Annotated in this window: 25 protein-coding genes; 14 read left to right on the top strand and 11 right to left on the bottom strand. The window is 51.6% G+C overall.

The window, feature by feature from the left end; all coding sequences use genetic code 11:
- Positions 1–195 precede the first annotated feature (195 nt).
- Positions 196–753, bottom strand: coding sequence for an HTH-type transcriptional regulator PuuR (gene puuR / locus AC2FC2_RS18300; RefSeq protein ID WP_265556560.1), 558 nt, complete (start codon positions 751–753; stop codon positions 196–198).
- A gap of 393 nt (positions 754–1,146) precedes the next feature.
- On the opposite strand from puuR, the gene AC2FC2_RS18295 reads away from it, so the two are divergent.
- Both AC2FC2_RS18295 and AC2FC2_RS18290 read left to right on the top strand, forming a co-directional pair.
- The gene (locus AC2FC2_RS18295; protein WP_490659684.1) at positions 1,147–2,565 is read left to right on the top strand and encodes a glutamine synthetase family protein; all 1,419 of its coding nucleotides are present in this window, start codon (positions 1,147–1,149) and stop codon (positions 2,563–2,565) included.
- Between the two features lie 534 nt (positions 2,566–3,099).
- Positions 3,100–4,467 (top strand): APC family permease, encoded by a 1,368-nt coding sequence (locus AC2FC2_RS18290; RefSeq protein WP_209636036.1) that lies wholly within the window; start codon positions 3,100–3,102, stop codon positions 4,465–4,467.
- A 126-nt stretch (positions 4,468–4,593) separates the two neighbouring features.
- Here AC2FC2_RS18290 and sbcB read toward each other — a convergent pair whose 3' ends face one another.
- The 3 genes from sbcB to AC2FC2_RS18275 all read right to left on the bottom strand — a co-directional run bounded on the left by sbcB (position 4,594) and on the right by AC2FC2_RS18275 (position 6,586).
- On the bottom strand, positions 4,594–6,021 hold the full coding sequence (sbcB, locus tag AC2FC2_RS18285) for an exodeoxyribonuclease I (protein ID WP_490659683.1): 1,428 nt from the start codon (positions 6,019–6,021) through the stop codon (positions 4,594–4,596).
- Between the two features lie 91 nt (positions 6,022–6,112).
- Positions 6,113–6,301 carry a DNA polymerase III subunit theta gene (locus AC2FC2_RS18280; RefSeq protein WP_265556558.1) on the bottom strand — a complete coding sequence of 63 codons (189 nt, stop codon included), beginning with the start codon at positions 6,299–6,301 and terminating at the stop codon, positions 6,113–6,115.
- A 75-nt stretch (positions 6,302–6,376) separates the two neighbouring features.
- Positions 6,377–6,586 carry a hypothetical protein gene (locus tag AC2FC2_RS18275; RefSeq protein ID WP_209636030.1) on the bottom strand — a complete coding sequence of 70 codons (210 nt, stop codon included), beginning with the start codon at positions 6,584–6,586 and terminating at the stop codon, positions 6,377–6,379.
- A gap of 257 nt (positions 6,587–6,843) precedes the next feature.
- On the opposite strand from AC2FC2_RS18275, the gene AC2FC2_RS18270 reads away from it, so the two are divergent.
- A complete protein-coding gene (locus AC2FC2_RS18270) occupies positions 6,844–7,953 on the top strand; it encodes an SDR family oxidoreductase (RefSeq protein ID WP_130381403.1) in 1,110 nt (369 codons plus the stop codon).
- Between the two features lie 42 nt (positions 7,954–7,995).
- Here the strand turns inward: AC2FC2_RS18270 and AC2FC2_RS18265 are convergent, their stop codons facing one another.
- Positions 7,996–8,742 carry a LexA family transcriptional regulator gene (locus tag AC2FC2_RS18265; protein ID WP_209636028.1) on the bottom strand — a complete coding sequence of 249 codons (747 nt, stop codon included), beginning with the start codon at positions 8,740–8,742 and terminating at the stop codon, positions 7,996–7,998.
- 215 nt (positions 8,743–8,957) lie between these two features.
- On the opposite strand from AC2FC2_RS18265, the gene AC2FC2_RS18260 reads away from it, so the two are divergent.
- The 3 genes from AC2FC2_RS18260 to tmaR all read left to right on the top strand — a co-directional run bounded on the left by AC2FC2_RS18260 (position 8,958) and on the right by tmaR (position 11,371).
- On the top strand, positions 8,958–9,725 hold the full coding sequence (locus AC2FC2_RS18260) for an N-acetylmuramoyl-L-alanine amidase (protein ID WP_209636026.1): 768 nt from the start codon (positions 8,958–8,960) through the stop codon (positions 9,723–9,725).
- Between the two features lie 99 nt (positions 9,726–9,824).
- Positions 9,825–10,892, top strand: coding sequence for an FUSC family protein (locus AC2FC2_RS18255; RefSeq protein WP_265556557.1), 1,068 nt, complete (start codon positions 9,825–9,827; stop codon positions 10,890–10,892).
- Between the two features lie 161 nt (positions 10,893–11,053).
- The gene (tmaR, locus tag AC2FC2_RS18250) at positions 11,054–11,371 is read left to right on the top strand and encodes a PTS system regulator TmaR (RefSeq protein WP_209636023.1); all 318 of its coding nucleotides are present in this window, start codon (positions 11,054–11,056) and stop codon (positions 11,369–11,371) included.
- A gap of 62 nt (positions 11,372–11,433) precedes the next feature.
- On the opposite strand, the gene AC2FC2_RS18245 is transcribed toward tmaR, so the two are convergent.
- The gene (locus tag AC2FC2_RS18245; protein ID WP_209636021.1) at positions 11,434–12,222 is read right to left on the bottom strand and encodes an ABC transporter substrate-binding protein; all 789 of its coding nucleotides are present in this window, start codon (positions 12,220–12,222) and stop codon (positions 11,434–11,436) included.
- 36 nt (positions 12,223–12,258) lie between these two features.
- Positions 12,259–13,428: a M20 aminoacylase family protein gene (locus tag AC2FC2_RS18240; protein ID WP_265556555.1), complete on the bottom strand. Its 1,170-nt coding sequence runs from the start codon at positions 13,426–13,428 to the stop codon at positions 12,259–12,261.
- A gap of 140 nt (positions 13,429–13,568) precedes the next feature.
- Between AC2FC2_RS18240 and AC2FC2_RS18235 the strand changes: the two genes are divergently transcribed.
- Positions 13,569–14,522 carry a LysR family transcriptional regulator gene (locus AC2FC2_RS18235; RefSeq protein WP_265556554.1) on the top strand — a complete coding sequence of 318 codons (954 nt, stop codon included), beginning with the start codon at positions 13,569–13,571 and terminating at the stop codon, positions 14,520–14,522.
- Between the two features lie 110 nt (positions 14,523–14,632).
- On the opposite strand, the gene AC2FC2_RS18230 is transcribed toward AC2FC2_RS18235, so the two are convergent.
- The gene (locus AC2FC2_RS18230) at positions 14,633–15,607 is read right to left on the bottom strand and encodes an AraC family transcriptional regulator (protein WP_490659682.1); all 975 of its coding nucleotides are present in this window, start codon (positions 15,605–15,607) and stop codon (positions 14,633–14,635) included.
- A 133-nt stretch (positions 15,608–15,740) separates the two neighbouring features.
- Here AC2FC2_RS18230 and AC2FC2_RS18225 point away from each other — a divergent pair, with 133 nt between their 5' ends.
- The 4 genes from AC2FC2_RS18225 to AC2FC2_RS18210 all read left to right on the top strand — a co-directional run bounded on the left by AC2FC2_RS18225 (position 15,741) and on the right by AC2FC2_RS18210 (position 19,052).
- A complete protein-coding gene (locus AC2FC2_RS18225; RefSeq protein WP_245209873.1) occupies positions 15,741–16,487 on the top strand; it encodes an SDR family oxidoreductase in 747 nt (248 codons plus the stop codon).
- A 246-nt stretch (positions 16,488–16,733) separates the two neighbouring features.
- The gene (locus AC2FC2_RS18220) at positions 16,734–17,438 is read left to right on the top strand and encodes a GNAT family N-acetyltransferase (RefSeq protein WP_490659681.1); all 705 of its coding nucleotides are present in this window, start codon (positions 16,734–16,736) and stop codon (positions 17,436–17,438) included.
- Positions 17,439–17,795: 357 nt separating this feature from the next.
- Entirely contained in the window at positions 17,796–18,614 is an 819-nt protein-coding gene (locus AC2FC2_RS18215) for an AraC family transcriptional regulator (protein WP_490659680.1), read from the top strand.
- A 75-nt stretch (positions 18,615–18,689) separates the two neighbouring features.
- Positions 18,690–19,052 carry a cupin domain-containing protein gene (locus AC2FC2_RS18210; RefSeq protein ID WP_490659679.1) on the top strand — a complete coding sequence of 121 codons (363 nt, stop codon included), beginning with the start codon at positions 18,690–18,692 and terminating at the stop codon, positions 19,050–19,052.
- A gap of 322 nt (positions 19,053–19,374) precedes the next feature.
- Here the strand turns inward: AC2FC2_RS18210 and AC2FC2_RS18205 are convergent, their stop codons facing one another.
- A complete protein-coding gene (locus AC2FC2_RS18205) occupies positions 19,375–20,073 on the bottom strand; it encodes an RluA family pseudouridine synthase (protein ID WP_490659678.1) in 699 nt (232 codons plus the stop codon).
- A gap of 121 nt (positions 20,074–20,194) precedes the next feature.
- Positions 20,195–20,377: a hypothetical protein gene (locus tag AC2FC2_RS18200; RefSeq protein WP_490659677.1), complete on the bottom strand. Its 183-nt coding sequence runs from the start codon at positions 20,375–20,377 to the stop codon at positions 20,195–20,197.
- A gap of 150 nt (positions 20,378–20,527) precedes the next feature.
- Between AC2FC2_RS18200 and AC2FC2_RS18195 the strand changes: the two genes are divergently transcribed.
- Complete coding sequence (locus tag AC2FC2_RS18195) at positions 20,528–20,743, top strand: DUF1737 domain-containing protein (protein ID WP_490659676.1); 216 nt, start codon at positions 20,528–20,530, stop codon at positions 20,741–20,743.
- Between the two features lie 332 nt (positions 20,744–21,075).
- Here AC2FC2_RS18195 and AC2FC2_RS18190 read toward each other — a convergent pair whose 3' ends face one another.
- The gene (locus tag AC2FC2_RS18190; protein ID WP_209635998.1) at positions 21,076–21,483 is read right to left on the bottom strand and encodes a RidA family protein; all 408 of its coding nucleotides are present in this window, start codon (positions 21,481–21,483) and stop codon (positions 21,076–21,078) included.
- A gap of 144 nt (positions 21,484–21,627) precedes the next feature.
- Between AC2FC2_RS18190 and AC2FC2_RS18185 the strand changes: the two genes are divergently transcribed.
- Complete coding sequence (locus AC2FC2_RS18185) at positions 21,628–22,230, top strand: TetR/AcrR family transcriptional regulator (protein ID WP_490659675.1); 603 nt, start codon at positions 21,628–21,630, stop codon at positions 22,228–22,230.
- A gap of 201 nt (positions 22,231–22,431) precedes the next feature.
- On the top strand, positions 22,432–22,569 hold the full coding sequence (locus AC2FC2_RS18180) for an HNH endonuclease (RefSeq protein ID WP_490659703.1): 138 nt from the start codon (positions 22,432–22,434) through the stop codon (positions 22,567–22,569).
- Positions 22,570–22,591: the final 22 nt, after the last annotated feature.

Below are 22,591 nucleotides of genomic sequence, written 5' to 3'. Positions count from 1 at the left end.
ACGTTTAGGTGTTTAGATGGCTAAAGATAGTCTTTTGTAACACAGATTGCGCTTCTCGCAACAAACTAAATGGCATAACTGAGACGAAAATGATTTTTCGTCGAGAGGGGGGCCCGTTCAGCGCAAGAGACATCACTGAACGGGACGCGATACAAACGAGATCACGGGCAACGCAACGCCCTTACCCGGCTTTTATCAGAACGTCGTCGGCGTATGTGCGCTGACGATACGACAGACGCGTGCAGAGGTATTGCTGAAACTGTGGGGAATACCGGTGTTGATGGCATAACTCTGCCCAGCGGTCAGGCAGTGGGTCTGGCCATTAATGGTGAGCATGATTTCACCTTCCAGCAGCGTTCCGATCTCCTCACCCTGATGCTTTATCTTCTCACCAGTGGTGGTGCCCGGCTGATAGGTTTCCAGCATCATCGCCAAATTGCGCGTTGGGTTGCCGTTGTGCACCAGCTTCATTGACACGCCTTGGCTACCTATCTCGATCAAATCTTCGGCGTCGATCACCACTTTGGGTTCATTAGCGGCTTCAGGTTCGGCAAAGAACGCGGACAACGACAAACCATAGACCTTCAGCAGTTTTTGCAGTGTGCTGATAGCCGGGCTGACTTTGTCCTGTTCGATGGTGCTGATTGCGCTGTGGGTTAACCCGGACAGTTCGGCGACTCGGCGCTGCGACAAACCCAATTGCAGACGGATCTGTGACAGGCGCTTACCTGGCGCCAAGCTGACTTCGCTCATAGCGGTACTTCCTTCTGGTAGGAACGACAGGCAGAAATGAATATCGGAGTCAGGTGCCTGTCTGAGTGATATCGGCATAGCATGATATCGGTAGTTGCGACGGAATTGGAAAATATATTGCCCATGATCCCCCCTGTTTCGGCGGACGAAATTCTGCACATAAAAAGGCAGTTAACGCCTTTTCGGTCAATATTTTATCAATTTAGCAGTCGGTGGCGAATAATCAAACAGCATTGTAACATTTGCAAACCATTTGTGTTAAAGCTATGTTTCATATTATGGATGTTATTTTGAGCGCCGTTCTGGCGCAGTCTACAGAGAAATCAGACCATGTGTTGAACCTATCGGCAGGCGGGCGCCACAGCGTCCTCAGAGCATAATGGCGGGTGATGTATGCAAACCAATATCGCAGCAGTTGAAAATTTTGCACAGCACAATGAAGAGAGGCGAAGTAGCGCGTTCCAACGTGAAGTTGCTCACTATTTGGAACGCCACCCCTCAACGCAGTATATCGATATCCTACTCACTGATCTGAATGGTTCCTTCCGCGGTAAACGCATTCCCGTCTCCGGACTGAAAAAATTGGAAAAAGGCAGTTACTTCCCCGCCTCGGTATTCGCTATGGATATTTTGGGCAATGTGGTGGAAGAGGCTGGCCTGGGCCAGGAGTTGGGGGAGCCGGACCGTGTCTGCATGCCGGTGCTTGGTTCGTTGACGCCGTCAGCGGCGGACCCGGATAATATCGGTCAGGTATTGCTGACCATGCTGGATGAAGATGGTACTCCCTTTGACGTTGAACCCCGCAATGTTCTGAACCGAGTGTGGCAGGCGTTGCGCCAGCGAGGCATGTTCCCGGTGGTAGCGGTAGAGTTGGAGTTCTATCTCATTGATCGACAGCGAGATTCTGAAGGCTACCTACAACCTCCTTGCGCACCCGGTACCCAGGAGCGCAACGTGCAAAGCCAGGTTTACTCGCTGGATAACCTGAATCATTTTGCTGAAGTGCTGAACGACATCGATAACCTGGCTCAGATGCAGGGGCTACCGGCGGACGGCGCGGTGGCAGAGGCGTCGCCTGGCCAGTTTGAGGTCAACCTAAAGCATACCGATAACGTGCTGCTGGCTTGTGATCATGCGCTGGGGCTAAAACGCCTGGTACGGATGGTGGCGGAAAATCACCATCTGCACGCGACCTTTATGGCCAAACCTTATGAAGAATACGCCGGTAGCGGCATGCATGTGCATATCAGCATGCTCGACGGTAACGGTAACAACCTGTTCGCCCAAGCAGACGGCGAAGACTCTGCGTTACTGCACCGTGCGCTGGCGGGTATGATCACCTTAATGCCGGCTTCAATGGCACTGTTAGCACCCAATGTTAATGCTTTCCGTCGTTTCCAGCCGGGCATGTATGTCCCCACACAAGCCTCCTGGGGTCACAACAATCGCACCGTTGCGCTGCGTATTCCCTGCGGTGAGCCCGAGAACCATCGGGTGGAATACCGTGTCGCAGGCGCGGATGCCAATCCCTATCTGGTGGTTGCGGCGATCCTCTCCGGGATTTTGTATGGGTTGGACAATGCGCTGCCGTTGCCTGAACCCGTGACCGGTAATGGGCTCGAACAAGAAGGGTTACCGTTCCCCATCCGCCAAAGCGATGCGCTATACGAATTTGAGCATCAGCAAGCGCTGACCCAGTACCTGGGAGAACGTTTTGCGCATGTTTATCATGCCTGCAAGATGGATGAATTGATGCAGTTTGAGCGCTTAGTGACGGAAACAGAGATCGACTGGATGTTGAAAAATGCCTGAGGGGGCGTAAACTAAGGGGCAATAACGGAGTAAGCGACGGTGAGGATTGCGGATTAATTCAACCGTAAGGGCGGTTTTCCGAACAATCGCGAAAAGAATTTGCTTAAGATGCCTTCCTGATCTTGTCATCAGGAGGGTTTCTGGTGCAAAATATCTCTAATGCAGATAGCCGACGTTTTAACGCGTCGGTTATTTTTTTTGCATTTGTGTTTTACAAACTGTGCGTTTCATACACCAAGCGAGGCCGGACACCGATCCGGATAGATAAATAGTTTCGTGCGCGATCAAACAAAACTTTATGGTCGTGACTCATGAGGATAAGAAAGATGGGGCAATTTTTCACTTTAGCACCGGTGCCCGCCGGTTTCCGCTGTGGTCGCAGCGATTATGGAGCAGCCAAGGTAGCCTTGACTCGTTATCCAGCTTCCAATCCCCTTCTTTTTGAATTCAGTCGCACGTTGCGAAGTTTCCCCGCAACCTTAAGTCTTGGCGTGTCTACGCTCCGCAAGGCAGAAGGTAAGGGGGGGCTGCGCAATGTCCGATAACATCTCCAGCACCATTCCGGCGCCACGCGCACAGCTGCGTAAAACCCTGACTTTAGTTCCGGTAGTGATGATGGGGCTGGCTTACCTGCAGCCAATGACCATCTTCGATACCTTTGGCATCGTATCCGGCCTGACCGATGGTCACGTCGCCACTGCGTACGCCTTTGCTCTGCTGGCGGTGCTGTTTACCGCATTGAGCTACGGCAAACTGGTACGGAAATTCCCGTCCGCCGGTTCTGCCTATACCTACGCCCAGAAGGCCATTAGCCCGCACGTTGGCTTTATGGTGGGCTGGTCATCGCTGCTGGACTACCTGTTCATGCCGATGATCAACATCCTGTTGGCCAAAATTTACCTGGAAGCTATCTTCCCGGGCGTGCCTTCGTGGATCTTCGTGGCGGCGCTGGTCGCGCTGATGACGCTCTTTAACCTGCGCGGCATTAAGCTGGTGGCAAACCTGAACTCCATTATCGTGGTGGTGCAGGTGGCTATCATGATCGTGTTCCTGTTCCTGGTGGTTAACGGCCTTTCGCATGGCGAAGGGGCAGGTACGCTGGTTAGCAGCCGCCCATTCTGGTCTGAGAATGCGCATGTAGTGCCGATGATTACCGGTGCGACTATTTTGTGCTTCTCGTTCCTCGGTTTTGACGGCATCAGCTCGCTGTCCGAAGAAACCAAAGATGCAGAGAACGTGATCCCGAAAGCGATCTTCCTGACGGCGCTGATCGGCGGCATCATCTTTATCGTGGTGTCCTACTTCGTGCAGTTGTACTTCCCGGACATCTCGCGCTTTAAAGATCCTGATGCGTCCCAACCGGAAATCATGCTGTACGTTGCCGGTAAGTTCTTCCAGTCGGTGATCCTGGTGTTCTCTTGCGTGACCGTACTGGCTTCAGGTATGGCGTCGCACGCCGGTGTTTCGCGTCTGATGTACGTGATGGGCCGTGACGGTGTATTCCCAGAGCGTTTCTTTGGTTATGTACACCCGAAATGGCGTACCCCGGCATTGAACGTACTGCTGGTCGGCGTGATTGCCTTGTCTGCGGTGTCGTTCGATCTGGTTACGGCGACGGCATTGATTAACTTCGGTGCGCTGGTGGCGTTCACCTTTGTGAACCTGTCGGTAATCTCGCAGTTCTATATTCGCGACAAGATGAACCGTACCGTTAAAGATACCTTCAACTATCTGATTTTGCCGGTATTGGGGGCGTTAACTGTTGGCGCACTGTGGATCAACCTGGAAGCCAGTTCGATGACGCTGGGCCTGGTTTGGGCCGCGATTGGTCTGATTTATCTGGCCTTCGTCACCCGCAGCTTCCGTCTGCCGGTTCCACAGGCTAGCGAAGACGTTGCATAAGCCTTAACAGGTCGGGGCCGAACAGGTTCGGCCCGCGATTTAATGCTTTGATGATGTCATTGGGCGCGGCATACAGCGCCTCTGCCATTAAGTCGTAGGGCGCTTTTAGCGCCCTACGTTTTTCTGTTAGCCTACCAATTCTTTACCGTACTCAAACAGCGCTTTCAGCAGCGCGGTCTTTTCTTTATCGCCTTCGTACAAGTTATACAACGACTCCAGTTGCAGTACGTAACTCTGTACCCGTTCAGCGCTCAGAACTTCCTGACGATGCTGTAACCAGCGGCGTTGCTCGCTGTCATCCAGCGTGTTGGGGTAGTTGCGGGCCCGGAAACGGAACAGCAGTTCCTTCATGCGGTCATCGCTGAAGGTCAGATCCAGTGCCGGCAAGTTTTGCGGTTTGGTTTGCTGGATAATCTTCATTGCTGCTTTATCAGCATCGCTGAAGAAACCGTCGTACAGCCGGGCGTCGACGTCATCAGAGCCTTTAAAAGGTTCGGCTTCAGCAAATAACGCCACCACTTTTTCGCGCACCTGCGGGTGCTGGCGCAGCAGCTGCAGATTTTGCAGGCAGGCTTGGCGATCGATCCCCAAGCGTTCCGCGTTTTCCGGCAATAGGGTCTTGGCGGGTGCCAGTACCGGACATTTGTTGATATGGACCAGCTTGATTGGCACCGGTGATTGGTCAGGTGCCAGCTCGTCTCTGCGGGTATACAGCCGTTCGCGCAATTCGTCGGCGCTCAGCGTGAGCAGTGGCGTCATATCACCGGCTAAATCACACATGATGACCGCATTTTTGTTATCAGGGTGCCATGCCAGCGGCGATACCCAGCTGGTATTGCCACGTGCAGCGCCGAACATACCGGAAACGTGCACCAACGGCGTCATTTCTGCGATATCGATCAGGGCATTGAGCTTATGCTTGTTGCGGTGTTGCAGCAGGAAGTCAAACAGCCGGGGTTGCGTTTGTTTGACCAACTTGGCCATGGCGATGGTCGCGTAAACATCCGACATGGCGTCATGAGCGTGTTCGTGTTCGACGCCGTTGGCGCGAGTCAGGTGTTCCAAACGGAAACTGGGGAACCCATCTTCGTTTTCCGGCCAGACGATACCGTCCGGGCGCAGCGCATAGCAGGCACGCATCACGTCGAGCAGATCCCAGCGGGAATTGCCGTTTTGCCAGCTGTAAGCGTAGGGATCGTAAAAGCTGCGGTAGAAGATATTACGGCTCACTTCATCATCGAAGCGGATATTGTTGTAACCCAGAATGCAGGTGCCAGGCACACTGAATGCCTGATGGATCTGGCGTGCGAACTCGGCTTCGTTGACACCTTTAGCCAGTGCCAATTGCGGCGTGATACCGGTGATCATCACCGCTTCAGGATCGGGCAAGTAGTCGTCGGCCGGGGTGCAATAGATGACCAGTGGCTCTTCGATGATATTGAAATCCATATCGGTACGCACTCCGGCAAACTGCGCCGGGCGGTCCATGGATGGGCTTTTACCGAAGGTCTCGTAGTCGTGAATATAGAATGTGGCCGGTGCCTTGCTGCTCAAAATCGCATCTCTCACGTGGCGTTGGGAATATCTTCCTATTGTAACGGCGAGACGTACGAGTCGTTAGCGTTAATCACTGAAATGCGCGGTATTACGCACTGCGGTAGTAGCTTAGGCGCAGATGAAAGTAGGAACGTAAATAATCAGGCACCTGTTTTTCGGCATGGGCAGCATTGGTGTCAATGCCATAACGTTCGTTATAAATGACGCTGAGCGCGAGCAAGTCGGCTTCAATTTTCTCACGTTCTGCTTGCGGCAAGCGATCCAGCTTTCGACCCATATTATTCTCCCTATGAACCAAGGGGCATCATAAGATCGTTAGGCGTGCTTGTCCCTACCCATTCAGGGGGGCATATCAGGATGTTGGCGTTCGCGCCTGGAGGCTATGGTTCGCTGTTGCAGTGCCATGATAATGCTGAGAGTATCGCGTTGTGAAATCCTGCTGACTTTGCAGGCTTGTGCGCTCGTAGGCTTCATGGACCGAGAAAATACCGCCGATCACCGCCAGCCAGAAGACACTGCACAGGACCAGGATGCCCAACCAAACTTTTTGGTTATAGCTCATAAATACTCCTGATGAAAAAATGTAATAATATTCACCAGTAAATTAAATCAGAGCCTGCATCAATGGCCCGTCAACGGCCGCATTTATTATGGTTTCTTTCTTATTAATGTGTTACCAAATGCCTCACTGATGTTTCAAAACATTCCTTAAGATAATATTAAGAAAAGATAAACAGCTGCCACTGAGTTCCATTTAATATTTGTTTAATTATCTCCGCATACAATCAGCATCATTCAATGCCAATGTGGGTGCATATTATGAAAACTCTGCTGTTGACCGGCGCTACTGGCTTTCTCGGTGGTGCAGTGCTCGAAAAATTACTGAATGAAAATCAGGAAATTAACTATCTTCTGTTAGTGCGAGCTGAAAATGCGCAGCAGGGGCTGGAACGTATTCGGATTAATATGGAGAAGTTTAATATTGAATCCGATTTATTCTCCAAAATCACGATAGAAAATATATTGTTGGGTGATTTAAGTGAGCCTGCTAATTTTTTAGCGGACACACGTATTAACAATGTAACGCACGTTATCAATTGTGCTGCGGTTGCTTCATTCGGCAATAACCCGCTTATTTGGAAGGTTAATGTTGAAGGTACACTGGCCTTTGCCGAAAGAATGGCGCAGGTACCGGGATTGAAACGTTTTCTGCATGTGGGTACCGCAATGTCGTGTGCCCCAGAACCGGGCTCGCTGGTGGCAGAAAGTGGTGAGTTTGAAGAAACGGCTGAGCATCTGGTGGAATACACCCGCTCTAAATCCACGATTGAACAGTTAATGCGTCAACACTGCCCGCAATTGCCGCTGGTGATTGCACGTCCTTCTATCGTTGTTGGGCACACGCGTTTAGGGTGCCAGCCATCCAGCAGCATTTTCTGGGTGTTCAGCATGGCGCTAATGTTGCGTAAATTCATGTGTTCACTGCAGGACAATATCGACGTTATCCCGGTCGATTACTGCGCTGATGCAATGGTGATGTTGCTGAACAGCGAAACGCTGGATAATGACGTTTATCATATTTCTGCCGGTGAAGAGAGCAGCGTCAGCTTCGCGGATATTGATCGCGCCATTGCTGCCGCGTTGGAAAAACCGCCGCTTGGCGACCATTACGCGCAGGTCAGTTACGAAGCACTGCTGAAAATGCGCAAGCAACTGAAAGATATCTTCGGGCCGTGCAACGAAAGACTGATGCTGAAGGCGATGCGTTTGTATGGATCTTTCGCCATGCTTAACGTGCGTTTCAGCAACGACAAAATTCTCAAGCTGGGCATGCCTAAACCGCCGCGCTTTACCGACTACATCGCCCGTTGCGTGCAGTCTACCCGTGGTTTGTCTATCCAGCAGCAGATGGTCGTGGATTTCAAATAACAGGAGGGTGCCGCCAAGCGGCACCCGATTGTGTCCCGGCCATTACCAGGACGAAGACGACCAGAAAACGCGGCCCAACACCACCAGTTGGTCTTTACGCTGCGGATAACTCAGGTGTTCGTCCTGGTATTCTTCCCGGTTCAGGGAGCGAATAGTGACACCGCCGTCAGGCTGTTCGATCAACACTTTTACCCGCAGTAAATTACCGTGGCGAATCGCGTAGGTTTTGCCTTCGCGGATGCGTGTGTCATCGGTATTGATACCCACCACGTCGCCGTCTTGCAGGCGTGGTTCCATGCTGGAGCCGGAAATGCGGATGATACGTGCCGCATTGACCGCCACCCCCATCTTGTGCAGATAGTAGCGACGAAAAATCAGCGAAAACTCTTCACGATCAACGATTTCATAACAGCCATCGCCGGCAGAAAAATTAATGTCCAGCAGGGGAATTTCCACAAACTCTTCCTTGTCCTGTTCGGTATCTTCCCACACTACCGGCTTCAGGCGGGCAGGTTGGAAATCCGATTCTGCCGCCACGTTATCGAACGGGCGCACCAGCTGTTTTTCATGGAAAACGTCGAACCAGCCTTTGGGCAGATCCAGCTTGGCCTCAATCCGCCTGGCGAGGTTATCGCCAAGGTTGCGGGAGGATTTTTCACCGGTAATCTGGCTGAGCGTTGGCGAGGAGGATTCAACCAGCACGGCAAAATCGTTCTGGTTGATGCCCTGTCGGGCGTAGCTGGCCATCAGCTCGCGCAAATTATTGCGTCTTATTTCTTTGGTTTCCATCCTTGGATGATCGCATTCTTTAGCAAAAAGGTAAATATCGTTTTTGCTAAATTTATCTTGCTTTAAATTTAGCAATTAGCTAAACATTAAAGGGTGGACAAGAGCCACGAAGGCATTGTAGGGTCACTGCATGCAGCGACCGCGTGACGCGGGACGAATATCTTTGTCCCCTACGGTGAAAGAGGCACGCGAGTTTAACTAACAAGGAATCTACGATGTTCAGTATTGATTACAATAGCTACCGTTCGGTAGCCAGCTTTGGCCACCGGGTACGCTTTTTGGTGCTGCATTACACGGCGCAGAATTTTGCCGATTCCGTGCAGTCACTGACAGGTAAATCGGTCAGCGCCCATTACCTGGTGCCGGATCCGGAAGATCAAACCTATCAGGCGGCCGGTTTCAGCGGTGTACGCATTTTTAACTTGGTGGATGAAGATGAACGAGCCTGGCATGCCGGTGCAAGCCAATGGGGTAATCGTTCTAATCTCAACGATACGGCGATTGGCATTGAGATCGTCAATCTGGCGAGTGGCGATGGTGAAGACATTACTTTCCCACCGTTTAATCCGCAGCAAATTGCGGCGGTGACTCAACTGGCGCAAAACATCCTGCAGCGCTATCCGGATATCACTCCCGTTAACGTGGTGGCGCATTCCGATATCGCGCCGGGCCGAAAGAGCGATCCAGGTCCGCAGTTCCCGTGGCATCAGCTGTATCAGGCCGGGGTGGGCGCCTGGTATGACGACGCGGTGAAACAGCGACATCAGCATGCATATCAATGCCATGGTCTGCCTGCACAGTCTGATGTGTTGGCGTTGTTCGCCAAATATGGCTACGACACCTCGGCAGCGGTTGACGCTGAAGGTTATCGCCAACTGGTGCGTGCCTTCCAGCTGCATTTCCGTCAACGGCAGTATGATGGGGTGATGGATGTAGAAACCGCCGCCATTTTGCAGGCGTTGGTGGATAAATATGCCGCTTAAGGACTGACTGCGGGTGAGGGACGCCTTATCCGCCTTTTCTCCGCTGCTCTTCCTCCGCTAAACTAATGGACTTTCTCGCCATTCATAACGGGATGCATTGTGCGCCTCGACAGAAAAATATCGTCGTTTGAACGTTTGACTTATCGTCATTACCGCATTGTGCACGGTGTGCGCATTGGGCTGGCGTTTATCCTGACCTTCTTGCTGATTCGCTTGCTAGACGTCCCTGAAGGGACCTGGCCGCTCATTACCTTGGTGGTGGTGATGGGGCCGATTTCGTTCTGGGGGAATGTGTTGCAACGCGCGTTGCAGCGTATCGCCGGTACGGTATTTGGCGCAGCCTCGGGCCTGATTGCCCTGTATCTTGAGCTCTACTCGCTACCGCTGATGTTAGCGTGGTGCGGAGTAGTGATGTTTTTCTGCGGTTATCTGACGCTCGGTAAGCGTCCCTATATGGCACTGTTAGTGGGGATTACACTGGCGGTGGTGTGTGGCGCGGGGGCAGGTGACATGCATACTGCGCTGTGGCGTAGTGGGGACGTTATTTTTGGTTCGTTGCTGGCGCTGTTGTTCACCAGCATTTATCCACAGCGTGCCTACATTCTGTGGCGTATGCAGATGGCGGATTGCTTGCAAAGCGCGAGTAAAATCTACGGTGCTTATCTGTCGCCGAACATGATCGAACGGCCGCGACTGGAACCCCAGTTGAAAGATCTCTTGAATCAGGTCGTCAAATTGCGCGGCCTGATTGTTCCCAGCAGTAAAGAAACCCATATCCCTCTGGCGGTATTTGAAGCGGTACAAACACTGAGCCGCAATCTGGTCTGTACTCTGGAACTGCTGGCCGACGCGTATTGGGCCTCGCGTGAAACCCATTTTATTATGCTGAATGCGAAAACGCTGCGCAGCGCACAATTGCTGACGCTGCGGTCGCTTGAATCATTGGCAGACATGATGCATAACGGCCCGCAAACGCAACAATCCGTAATGGCAGGGCAACTGAGCGAAATCGCCGCCGAACTGAAAACCCTGATGCAGGAGGCGAGCGTCAGTCAACACGGCGAGGCACCTATTTATGGTTATGTTTGGCTGAGCATGGAACTGACGCAGCAGTTGGAAGAACTGGGCGACCTGCTCAAGGTCTGTACTGCTACCGGGCGCGAATAGGGGGTCAGATCATGAAGCGGGCGCTTCTAGTTTTTGTCCAGGCAGCAAAGTGGGTAAGATAGGGCGATGAGTGTTGTGCCTGACCGCCACAAACCTGTATCTTGGTACCATTGTGGCCGTAAGCAAATGAATCTGTGTATTACTAAAGCAAGGGTATGAAGATGGATAATGCAAATAAGCCGAGTTTCCAGGACGTTCTGGAGTTTGTGCGTATGTTCCGCCGTAAAAATAAGCTGCAACGCGAAATTATCGACAACGAAAAGAAAGTTCGTGATAACCAAAAGCGTGTGCTGCTGCTCGACAACCTGAGTGAGTACATCAAACCAGGTATGAGCATTGAAGATGTTCAGGGCATCATTAGCAACATGCGCAGCGACTATGAAGATCGCGTTGATGACTACATCATCAAAAATGCCGATCTGTCTAAAGAACGCCGTGAGCTGTCCAAAAAGCTAAAGGCTATGGGCGAAGTGAAGTAACCCTTTTTATCGGGCCAGGCATTTGCCTGGCCCTTTTATTTTTTGTTTCCCGCCAATCGCCGTTATTGCGCTGTACCGTATACGTCAAAATCAAAGTATTTATCGTTCACTTTCTTGTAGGTGCCGTTGGCAATGATCGCTTTGAGCGCGGCATTGAACGCATTGAGCAACGCGGTATCTTCTTTACGCAACCCAATGCCGTCGCCGATACCGAAATACTTGCTGTCATTAAGCTCGGCACCGGTAAAGGCAAAATCCTTTCCGGCAGGCGTATGGAAAAACTCACTGGCGCTGACGCTGGCTAACAGCGACGCATCCAGGCGCCCGTTGACCAAATCTTCATTGGCCTCCTGTTGGCTCTGGTAGGACACCACGTTAACCCCGGCTGGCCGCCATAGAGCGTTGGCATAAGTTTCCTGGCTGGAGCCCTGTTGCACGCCAATGGATTTACCTTTTAGCGAAGCCGCGGTAGGTTGCAGATCGCTCCCTTTACGGGCCACTAACCGTGCTGGGGCATTGGACACTTTATCCGAGAAGGCAATTTGTGCCTGGCGCTGTGGCGTAATGGTCATTGACGAGGCGATGGCATCGAACTTTTTCGCCTGTAATCCGGGGATCATCCCATCCCAACTGCTTTCGACCCAAACGCATTTGGCCTGCATTTGCTCGCACATTGCCTGTGCAATGTCGACACCGAATCCGGTCAGAGCACCCTGCGGCGTCTTGTATTCCAACGGCGGATAGGTAGGGTCGACGCCCAGCTTAATGACTTTGCCGCTGAACTCCCCACCAATGGCCGCGAAACTCAACGCCAGCGGCAGCAATAAAATCAGGCTACTTTTTGTTTTCATTTCATTTTCCTCAGTGTTGTGGTGTTCAAAAGGGCATTAAGCCAAAAAGCGTTCAACCAACTTGACCCAATACGTCGCGCCGATCGGCAAGCACGCGTCGTTGAAATCGTAACTGGCGTTATGCAGTGAATTGCCGGGCGTACTTTCACCGTTGCCAATCGAGATGTAGCTGCCGGGGCATTGCTCCAGCATAAAGGCGAAGTCTTCGCTGGCGGTAAATGGCCGCAGCGAGGGGATCAACTGCTGTTCACCCGCCCAGTCCAGTGCCACTTCACGCGCCAGATCGGTTTCCGCTGCGTGGTTCACCAGCACAGGGTAACCCTGCTGATAGTCAATCTCCGCACGGGCACCAAAGCTGGCAGCTTGCGCTTCAACCAGCGCGATAATGCGGTTTTCTAGGCGTTGACGTACCCCGGCATTCAGGGCGCGCACGCTCAGCGTCATGGTGGCGGTAGCGGGGATCACATTGCTGGCAAGCCCTGCCTGGATCGCGCCTACGGTGATAATCGCCGTTTCCTGTGGGTCTATATTGCGGGATACGATGGTTTGCAGGCTCATCACAATGGCAGCGCAGACCACAACCGGATCGACCGTGTGTTGTGGGACTGCACCATGGCCACCGTGGCCGTGCAGGATGATATTGACCGTATCGGCCGAGCACATGAAAGGACCACTGGCAAAACCGAGTAGACCCGCCGGGAAGCCGGGTACGTTATGCATGGCAAACACCGCGTCGCAAGGGAAGCGCTCAAACAGGCCATCTTCCATCATCACTCTGGCTCCGCCACCGCCTTCTTCTGCCGGTTGAAAAATCAGGTGCAGAGTACCGGTAAAGTCAGAATGCTGTGCCAGATAGCGCGCTGCCGCCAACAACATCGTTGTGTGGCCATCATGACCGCAGGCGTGCATCACGCCGCTGTGGGTGCTGGTATAGGGCAACCCGCTGGTTTCCTCAATGGGCAGCGCGTCCATATCGGCACGTAAACCGAGAGTTTTCCCTGTGCCACGTTGAAGGGTGGCGACAACCCCGGTTTGTCCTATGTTGCGTGTGACTTGATAGCCCCATTCGGTCAGCAATTTTGCGACCAAATCACTCGTAGCGAACTCGTTGAATCCCAATTCAGGGTGCGCATGAATATGGTGGCGGATAGCGACCATTTCATGCTGAACGGCGGCTATTTCAGGTAAAATAAGCAAATTTTCCATTGTGGCATCCCGATTGAATGTTCAATCCCCGACGCGAAGGGACGCCGGAAACCAGGTTATTCCGAGACTAGCAAACAACCTTTTGGCCGGGGAGCCGTCGTTCAGTTATGCTGACAACAACAGGTTGTCATGGAGGTGTAATGAAACTGCATCAGTTACAGGCTTTGGTTGCCAGTGCCGACGGTGGCAGCATTCGCGCCGCAGCGCGGCAATTGGGCCTTTCACAGGCCGCAGTGACACGGGCCTTACGCGAGTTGGAACAGCAACAGGCGCTGCCTTTGCTGATCCGCACGCCCGCCGGGTTGGGTTTCACGCCCTATGGGAAGACGCTGTTGGCGCATGCCCGCTTGGTGTTGAACCAACTGGAACAGGCCAGCAATGAGATGGCGGGCCTGCGCGGGCTGGCGCAAGAGCAGGTTAAAGTGGCGATCACGCCATGGCTGATGTTGACGGTGTTGCCAACGGCAGTAGTGGCCTTTCGTAAAAAGATGCCGAAGGTGAAACTGGAGCTGTTTGAAAGCCTGATGGCCAACGCGCAATCTCAACTGCGAGAGGGCACGATGGATTTTGCCATCACGCCGCTGCCGGCATCGATGGCACCGCAGGAGTTTCATTGCGAGCCGCTGCTGGATTATGAAACGGCGGTGATGGTGCGGCATGGGCATCCGTTAAGCCAAAGTACCTCGATCCATCAGTTGCTGGATCAAGACTGGGTGCTGAACTATACCCCAGACAATTATGGCGATCTCATCCACCACCTGTTCAGCCGACACGGTGCCCAGCTCGATCCTAACCGCATCATTCATGCGCATTCACTTGGCATGTTGCAGGCAATGGTAGAGTCGGCGGATATGTGTACCTGGAGCCCGGCTCCGTTGCTTGGGTTACCGCAATTTGCCGGACGTCTGCAACCGCTGGCGCTACGGGAGGGTTGCGATCTGGCGCGGTTGAACATCGTTACCCGGCGCAATAGCATTCTCAGCACCGCTGCCCATGCCCTGATTGATAACCTGGTGCGCGCCCTGCGTCAGCACGCCCGCTCCGCACGGCAGGAAGACCGGCTGATTTATGATCGGGTACGGCTGTTGATCTAGCTGGGGCAGCACGTTGGGATTGATGCGGTAGAGCCGATCGTTAACGGACACTTTTAGTGTTGGGTTCTTTTGAATGCGTCGTTTGTATCACGGGTTTATAACCAATAAACCTACTCCGTTTGCTGTGACGCAGACGCCTGCTCATTCTCGCACGCCCGAAATGCCCGGGGGGTATGGCCGCTCCATTTTTTAAATGCCTTGCTGAAAGCCACGTCAGATTCATATCCATACTGCCCGGCCAGTTGACTAAGGCGGATCTGCGAATGCCGTAGCTGCTCTGCAGCCAGATACATTCGCCATTCTGTCAGGTAGTGCATGGGGGTCTGGCCTATCAGCATCTTAAATCTTTCAGCAAAACGTGAGCGAGACATGCCAATCGCATGGCCGAGCCCCTCGATACTCCAGGATTCACCGGGGCTCTGGTGCATCAGCGCGAGGGATTTTGCTATCTGTGGATCGGTCAAGCCATTGAGCCACCCAGCGTTGAAGTGGTGACGCTGGGAAAGAGCGTGGCGGATTGCCTGCACAAATAAAATATCGGCCAGACGAACGGCAATCGTGCTCATACCGGGGAGCTCTGAATCTAATTCTTCGCTCAACAGCGTCAATGAAGGAGGGAGCCAGGGATTGTCCTCCGCGCTGAGATGAAGATAATCCGGCAGCGCAGTAACCAGCGGGTTACGCAGGGATTCGCCAAAGTTAAATATGCCGGTCACCAGTTTTGTTTGGTCTTCTCCGGGCTGGCCGACTGCAATACGGGTTGCATGGAAACGGGCATTTGAACCAGCACAGGTATGCCCGTGGCTTGCCAGCAACTGCGTAAACTCTACCGTCCTGGCATCTGGTTTGCTCAATAGGTCATGTCGATGCCCTGCGGGGATCATCACCATGTCTCCTTCCCTGAGGTGAATAAGTTGTTGTTCCCCAGGCAAACGCAACCAGGCGCCCCCCGACAATAGCAGGTGAAATGGAGCGCCATGCGGATGCGGCGCTTTGGCTACCCCCCAATGACCATTAAGCGTCAACTGGCAGAATATTGAGCTCTTGAGCTTTAACTGTTCCAACAGGTAATCGAGTGTATTCATGGTCTTAATTCCTGGACGATATGTCTGTTATTTTGGATTTTTAGTGATAAATAATCCAGTCATTGTTTCTATAATCTGACTCGCACAGTTTCACGGGCACCAGCTATTCACTCAAAACACAGCGAGATTCAACATGATGAAATTAAGCGGGAATACCATTCTGGTCACGGGGGGTGGCAGCGGCATAGGGCGAGGTCTGGCTGAAGCGCTCTTTCGCTCTGATAATTCAGTGATTATCGCCGGGCGACGCGAGTCAGCGCTAAAACGGGTGTGCGAGGCAAACCCGGGTATGCAATACCAGGTAATGGATATCAGTGAGGTGGACAACCTGGCTGAGGTGACTCAACATTTGGTGACCCGTTTCCCTGAACTGAATGTTCTTATTAATAATGCCGGTGTGCAGTTTGCCGAGGATCTCACCCACCTGGAACCGTTAACGATGCTGTCATCAATCGCCACGAACATGACGGGGCCGATGATACTGACCAGCACACTATTGCCCCATCTACTGACACAGTCAGAAAGTGCTGTCATAAACGTCACGTCTGATTTGGCATTTATGCCCTATACACGGGTGCCGTCATACTGTGCCGCCAAGGCCGGGCTTCATTCTTGGACTGAATCTTTACGCTTCCAGTTGCGTGAATCTCGTATTCACGTCATTGAAATTACTCCGCCGATGGTACAAACCGATCTGCACGGCAGTAAAGACAGCCAGATAGCAATGCCTCTGGATGACTTCATCGAGGAGGTCATGGTTTTGCTTCAGTCCGACAGTCAGTCAAAAGAAATCAACGTTGAACGCAGTAAATTGTTCCGCTTCGCTGAACGAAACGGGAAATACGATGAGATTTTTCTGGCGTTGAATAGTCACCAGTAAAGCTCCGCGCCTAAGCACATTCCGTGCAGCGATACCGCGCGGAATTTATCTGACGCAAAGCATACGGCACCCGCATCCCCGATTTATCGTGGTGATCGGCTTGGTGACGGAAGCGGACGTACAAACCTCCGTGAAAATATCGTAGTATCCTAAGCCATGGAAGGCTTGGCTTCTGTCAGCTATTGCAACGTCGACCCTTGCTTCACTATCTTCTTATACGCTTTCAGACACCGCGGGTAACTCATTTTGAATATCAATAAGTATGGTCAACCTGTAGGTTTCCCGCTGCCAGACTGGCAGCCTCTTGCCTTTCCTCCACGGACTCAGCTAAGTGGCCGTCACTGTAACCTTTTACCTCTGGAAACCCGTCATGGCGAGGCACTGTTTCAGGCATATTCGCTGACCGAAGATGACAGGGACTGGACCTGGCTTGGCGCCGAAAAGCCCGCGAGTCTGGAAGAAATGATGTTATGGATTACCGGCAAAGTTAACGATTTCAGCCTGGTTTCATGGGTCGTGGCAGATATAAAAAACAACCGCCCGGTGGGTGTGGTCTGCTACAGCAACGTTGATCCCGTAAACGGAGCGATTGAGATCGGACATGTTACCTGGTCGCCGTTGATGCAAAAAACCAGCATGGGAACGGAGGCTCTCTTTCTGCTGATGAAAAATGCCTTTACCTTGGGCTACCGGCGGATTGCATGGCGTTGCGACTCACTCAATCAGGCATCAAGGAACGCAGCCGAAAGAGTCGGGTTTACGTTTGAAGGGCGTTTTCGTCAGGCCATGACACGTAAGCAGCGCAATCGTGACACTGACTGGCTTTCCGTCATTGACACAGATTGGGCGAATATTGAAAGAGCGCTTGAGGGCTGGTTGTCGCTGGAAAATTTCAACCAGAACGGTGCACAAAAGCGCAGGCTGGAAACCTTCTTTCTGGATAGCCGATAACAGTGAGGAGCCGGATCGGCATACCTGGACTGGACAAAATCTGGCTGCTCAAAAACGTTGTGTTCGCCTGCATATGCGTCAGGAGGCCTGTTTTACAACGTTTATCGCGTTTATAACGGAAGAGGGTGAAAAGAAAGACGAGGATACCTTTGTCTACGCACTTCTCAAACAAGAGTGGGAGTCAAAGGTGTCGCAGTAGTAGATGTATGCCTGCCGCTTGCTCGCCGCTGGCCTCGATTATCGTTATCGGTGATGTGGGCCAAAAGAAAGTGAACATGCATGAGTAACCCTGCGGCTTAATGAAATTCAAAAGATTTTTGCCCGCTATCTTTCATCGTTCAGAATGGGGTTTCAGAAATGGACAGAGAAAAACTCAAAAAAGACTGGGTGAAAATCGCGCCGCCTTCTGCCAAAGTTGAACGCATCGAAGCATATTTTAGCGGCCACGGCTATGAACCTCATCGCCATGACACCTATGCTATTGGCAGGACATTATCAGGCGTACAAAGTTTTAATTATCGCGGCAGTAAACGACATAGCTTACCCGGTAATATTATGGTTTTACATCCGGACGAAATTCACGATGGCGAAGCAGGAACGCTGGATGGGTTCCAATATCGGATGATTTATCTCGACCCATCATTAATTCAGAACATACTGGGTGGGAGACCTTTGCCTTTCATTGCCGGTGGGGTTACTGCTGATCCACGTCTTTTTTCTGCTACCGCATCGTTGTTAACAGCGGTAGAGGATTCTTTTGACATGCTTGAAGAGGATGATGCCCTCTATGATTTGGCCCAAACATTGGCCATTGTCAGCGGGCAGGGTTATCACAGGCGGGCATTTGACTATAAGGCAGCAGAAATTGCGCGCCAATATATACACTCTGCATTTAGTGAAAATATAACGCTGGATACGTTATCGAAAGTCAGCGACAGAGACCGCTGGAGTTTAAGCCGAGATTTTCGAGTGCTTTTCGGCACCAGTCCTTATCGATATGTCACCATGCGCCGCCTGGAATACTGCAGACGCCTTATGGTCACGAGCCTATCTCTTGCAGAGGTCGCTGTGGAATCCGGATTTTCAGATCAAAGTCATATGACACGGCAATTTATCAAAACATTCGGAATTTCACCGGGGCGGTGGCTGAAAATCATCAATAAAGGCAGCGGTTAAGTTGCACAATCATTCAAGACTGCTCAAATCCACATGATCTACAGTGTTCTCTCCTTGACCATATGGAGAGTAAAAATGCATTCCCCTATTAATCTGGAAAATAAATTTTCTCTGTTCGATGAACACTGGAAACCGAAAGTCATTACGGAGATGAATGACTACCAATTTAAAATCGTCAAAATACAAGGGGATTTTGTCTGGCACTCGCATACCGATACTGATGAGGCATTTATCGTTATCGATGGTGTTTTGCGCATCGACTTTCGGGATGGGCATGTGCTGGTTAAGTCAGGGGAGATATATGTGGTTTCTAAAGGTGTCGAGCATAAAACCTCTGCCGAGTCGGAAGTTAAACTTATGATGATAGAACCGCGAGGCGTATTGAATACGGGGCATGAGGGGGGCGAACGCACCGCGGAGAACGACGTTTGGATTTAATGAATTAATGTGGCTGTATTATTGCGATGCCTGTAAAACCAGAGGTTAAATTCTGGTTTTATATTTTTGGTTTTCTTGAGAATATATTTGAATTCAATAAATAATGATTCCTTACTGAATTATTCAATGGGAATCTACTTTGGTTGAGTCATTGAGCGTCCACTGTATGATTTTAGGTGCGCTGATGACGGGCCCAGAATAGTTGCCGATAGCCGAGGACCAAAAGCTGACACAACGCCAGGGGCATCGATCCTCAGGATGCCGGTCAACCTCAACGAGCACCTGTAATCACGAGAAGTGAGCAGGTTCCAGCGACAGGTTTTCAGAACGGGCTGGCATGACGGGCTCTGATCCACTCTTCGCCAATAGGATGTACAAAATGCAGTTCACTGGCATGTAGCATCAGCCGCGGAGCCTGTTCGGTTCCTGGCAGCAGGCGGCCGCCATACAGGTCGCAGCCCAAAATAGGGTGGCCAAGTTGCTGACAGTGAATGCGGAGCTGATGCGTGCGCCCGGTTTCCGGGGTGAGCTGTACCCGCGTTAATGGCAATAACGTCCCGTCTTCCAGCGTATGTTCAACGCGTTCAACGACCTGATAATGGGAACGGGCGGGCTTACCGCGGATTGCGCAAATCGACATTAGCGGAAACAGTGCCGGGTCTTTGGCAATGGCTGCGTCTATCACCCCGTGGTTATCGTCAAGATGTCCGCAAAGCAGTGCGCTATACACTTTGGTTACGGCGCGCTGGCTGAACTGTTGGCACAGGGCGGCATTGATCGTTTTATTGAGGGCGATCACCATCAGCCCGGATGTACCGAAATCTAATCGATGGACGAGGGTGCAACCGGGGAAGATCTGTACCAGCCGGTGATGCACCGAATCCAGATTTTGCGGGTTTTTCCCCGACAGGCTAAGCAACCCGGCAGGCTTATTGATAAGCGCCAGGTGCTCGTCCTGATAGAGAATCTCTATCTTGTTGTGGCAGGGTGGGGCAATAAAGGTATCGATAATTGTAGACATCAGGCTGCCCGGATGGAGTGTGGGGGCGGATAATAACCAATTTTAAGACGGCTGACGAATGGTGGCCGCTTTTCGCCATCAATCGAAAATGACGCAAAGCAAAACGCCCGCTTAAGTTTCCTTAAGAGGGCTTCTCTGATTTGGCTCCTCTGACGGGGATCGCCTTTGCCAGTAACTGGCTAATAAATAATCCAATTCCGAGTTCCTCTCTTGTCAAGACCACCACAATGACCACCAATCGAAGCTGGTTATATAAAACTGATTTGAGTTGTCTCGTGCATGTGGTGATCGTAACTATGATCATATCTAGAAGGGCAGTCTGCTCTTGCGGAGCGGACGTTGTTATGTCTCTCTATGGTGAACTGGTTAGGAGTATTGTAAGGTTTAATGGCTTTCGGCCGATGAGAATCGCGACAATGACAAAAATGCAATATCTTAGACAGGGTCACTTATTATGATAAATCCGGAAATAAAAAATGGTGGCATACATGTACCTCCTGATGGCCTCCCTCGTTATCGCCTTCTGACTGGCAAGGACGACGCTAAATTTTGTCATCGTGTTTCAGAGGCGCTAGCCCTTGGTTATCAACTATATGGCTCCCCCGCCGCGACGTTTAATGGCCAGGATGTTATTGTCGCACAGGCCATCATATGGCCAGAAATACAGTAGAGTTAGGTTTGAAAACGTTGACCTTCATAAGTTAACTGACAGTGTCCGGAACCCAGCCCGGCGCTGTTCCAAACTACCGATAGGTGCTGAACGAAAATCCCATCACTAGCCTCAACAAGTTTTTTGTTCACGCGAGGCTTTCTCCTGCCCGGAGTGAGAATGTCGCTCCTCGTCGTATTTGTCAGTAACTTCCGTTCCTCGCTCATAGCAGTCTGTCCACGCCCTTCGGGCGGCTTTGTGCCAGAAGCGGACGTTATGTCGGTTCTGAAACAACGCTTTTTATGGTGACGTCCTCATCTCGTTGATGAAGACGTCACTAACATTGCGGCCTGTCAATCTGCAGAGGTTGATGTTGGAATTCGGGCAATGACCTTAATTTCAAAATCGAATCCCGCAAGCCAGGTCACTCCAACGGCTGTCCAGTTCGGGTAAGGGGGCTGCGGGAAAATAGACTGTTTCACCTGCATAATTGTCGGAAATTGATTTTCCGGGTCGGTATGAAAGGTGGTGACATCAAGCAGGTCGTCAAACGTACAACCCGCTGCTGCAAGAGTCGCTGCCAGGTTATCAAACGCAAGTCGTACCTGCGCGGCAAAATCCGGCTCCGGCGTACCGTCGGCGCGGCTGCCAACCTGGCCGGAAACGAACAACATATCGCCAGAGCGGATCGCGGCAGAATACCCGTGTTCTTCATAGAGGGCATGGCGGTTAGCAGGAAAAATAGGCTCACGCTGGATCATGGAATTTCCTTTCTTAAGTCAATGTGTGATGCGGGATGCGCGGTATGCAAAATTGATTTAATATACGCGGCGTATGTTAAATTAATCACACATACGCCGCGTATGTCAAATGACATCCGTTCTGTATGTCTAAAAGGAGATCGTATGGCCGCCAAACGCCGCGCCGAAACAATGGAAGAGAACCGAGCCAAATTGATTACGGCAGCGCGGAAGTCCTTTGCCGAAAATGGTTTTGCTGCCGTATCGATGGATGAACTAACCGCCAGCGTTGGCCTGACACGGGGGGCGCTATACCACAACTTTGGTGATAAAAAGGGGCTGCTTGCCGCTGTTGTTGCTCAAGTAGACGGCGAAATGGCACAGCGAGCCAAAGCCGCTGCCGCGAATGCCGGTGGCGACTGGGAAAGGCTGCTGGCTGAAGGGATTGCCTATATTAAGATGGCGCTGGACACAGAAGTACGGCGTATCGTTCTGCTTGATGGCCCGGCTTTCCTTGGGGATCCAGCGCAATGGCCGAGCCAGAATAGTTGCCTCGAGTCTACCCGTCAGATCGTCATAAATTTGATCGAACGCGGCGTACTTAAATCGGTTGACGCGGATGCCGCTGCACATCTGTTAAACAGTGCCGCGCTGAATTCCGCACTTTGGATTGCTGCGAGCGACGATCCGCAGCGGGCGCTGCCAAAAATTATAGAGGTGTTTACTCAACTGGCAAGCGGCTTACGGAATAGTTCCAATAAACTATGATGAGACATTTATAGGGGGAGTGAGCTAAAATCTTTCAGTACGCACGGGGAGTTTAAAGCCACGACTTCTTCATCTCATCAGACAAAATACTAAACAACGAAGGCGTCAGGAAACAGATCTCTTCTATCGCTCATCAGAATGGCGCTCATTAAGAAACCTGCATGCTGCGCTTGTTGTGGTCGCTCACCTAGAGCGCATTGAATTGTATTATCTGTTGATCATATTTTTCCTCATTCAAAGTTTCCGCATTTTGCATTAGACAAATCAAAGTTGCAGGTACTGTGTGATGACTGCAACTTGGCGAAATCGAATGCCACTTTTGATGATTGGCGAGAATGAACGCTATCCTGAATCAGGATAG

It is taken from the genome of Serratia sp. CoH_122_TC_1 (assembly GCF_058191755.1).
This window is presented reverse-complemented; position numbering and strand designations above follow the sequence as displayed.

Coding starts and splice junctions, on each gene's coding strand:
- AC2FC2_RS18195 (WP_490659676.1), top strand. CDS start 20,528: ATGATAAATCCGGAAATAAAAAATGGTGGCATACATGTACCTCCTGAT.
- tmaR (WP_209636023.1), top strand. CDS start 11,054: ATGGATAATGCAAATAAGCCGAGTTTCCAGGACGTTCTGGAGTTTGTG.
- puuR (WP_265556560.1), bottom strand. CDS start 753: ATGAGCGAAGTCAGCTTGGCGCCAGGTAAGCGCCTGTCACAGATCCGT.
- AC2FC2_RS18290 (WP_209636036.1), top strand. CDS start 3,100: ATGTCCGATAACATCTCCAGCACCATTCCGGCGCCACGCGCACAGCTG.
- AC2FC2_RS18245 (WP_209636021.1), bottom strand. CDS start 12,222: ATGAAAACAAAAAGTAGCCTGATTTTATTGCTGCCGCTGGCGTTGAGT.
- AC2FC2_RS18190 (WP_209635998.1), bottom strand. CDS start 21,483: ATGATCCAGCGTGAGCCTATTTTTCCTGCTAACCGCCATGCCCTCTAT.
- AC2FC2_RS18235 (WP_265556554.1), top strand. CDS start 13,569: ATGAAACTGCATCAGTTACAGGCTTTGGTTGCCAGTGCCGACGGTGGC.
- AC2FC2_RS18225 (WP_245209873.1), top strand. CDS start 15,741: ATGATGAAATTAAGCGGGAATACCATTCTGGTCACGGGGGGTGGCAGC.
- AC2FC2_RS18280 (WP_265556558.1), bottom strand. CDS start 6,301: ATGGGTCGAAAGCTGGATCGCTTGCCGCAAGCAGAACGTGAGAAAATT.
- AC2FC2_RS18265 (WP_209636028.1), bottom strand. CDS start 8,742: ATGGAAACCAAAGAAATAAGACGCAATAATTTGCGCGAGCTGATGGCC.
- AC2FC2_RS18200 (WP_490659677.1), bottom strand. CDS start 20,377: ATGATCATAGTTACGATCACCACATGCACGAGACAACTCAAATCAGTT.
- AC2FC2_RS18210 (WP_490659679.1), top strand. CDS start 18,690: ATGCATTCCCCTATTAATCTGGAAAATAAATTTTCTCTGTTCGATGAA.
- AC2FC2_RS18205 (WP_490659678.1), bottom strand. CDS start 20,073: ATGTCTACAATTATCGATACCTTTATTGCCCCACCCTGCCACAACAAG.
- AC2FC2_RS18260 (WP_209636026.1), top strand. CDS start 8,958: ATGTTCAGTATTGATTACAATAGCTACCGTTCGGTAGCCAGCTTTGGC.
- AC2FC2_RS18185 (WP_490659675.1), top strand. CDS start 21,628: ATGGCCGCCAAACGCCGCGCCGAAACAATGGAAGAGAACCGAGCCAAA.
- AC2FC2_RS18275 (WP_209636030.1), bottom strand. CDS start 6,586: ATGAGCTATAACCAAAAAGTTTGGTTGGGCATCCTGGTCCTGTGCAGT.
- AC2FC2_RS18240 (WP_265556555.1), bottom strand. CDS start 13,428: ATGGAAAATTTGCTTATTTTACCTGAAATAGCCGCCGTTCAGCATGAA.
- AC2FC2_RS18295 (WP_490659684.1), top strand. CDS start 1,147: ATGCAAACCAATATCGCAGCAGTTGAAAATTTTGCACAGCACAATGAA.
- AC2FC2_RS18270 (WP_130381403.1), top strand. CDS start 6,844: ATGAAAACTCTGCTGTTGACCGGCGCTACTGGCTTTCTCGGTGGTGCA.
- AC2FC2_RS18230 (WP_490659682.1), bottom strand. CDS start 15,607: ATGAATACACTCGATTACCTGTTGGAACAGTTAAAGCTCAAGAGCTCA.
- AC2FC2_RS18215 (WP_490659680.1), top strand. CDS start 17,796: ATGGACAGAGAAAAACTCAAAAAAGACTGGGTGAAAATCGCGCCGCCT.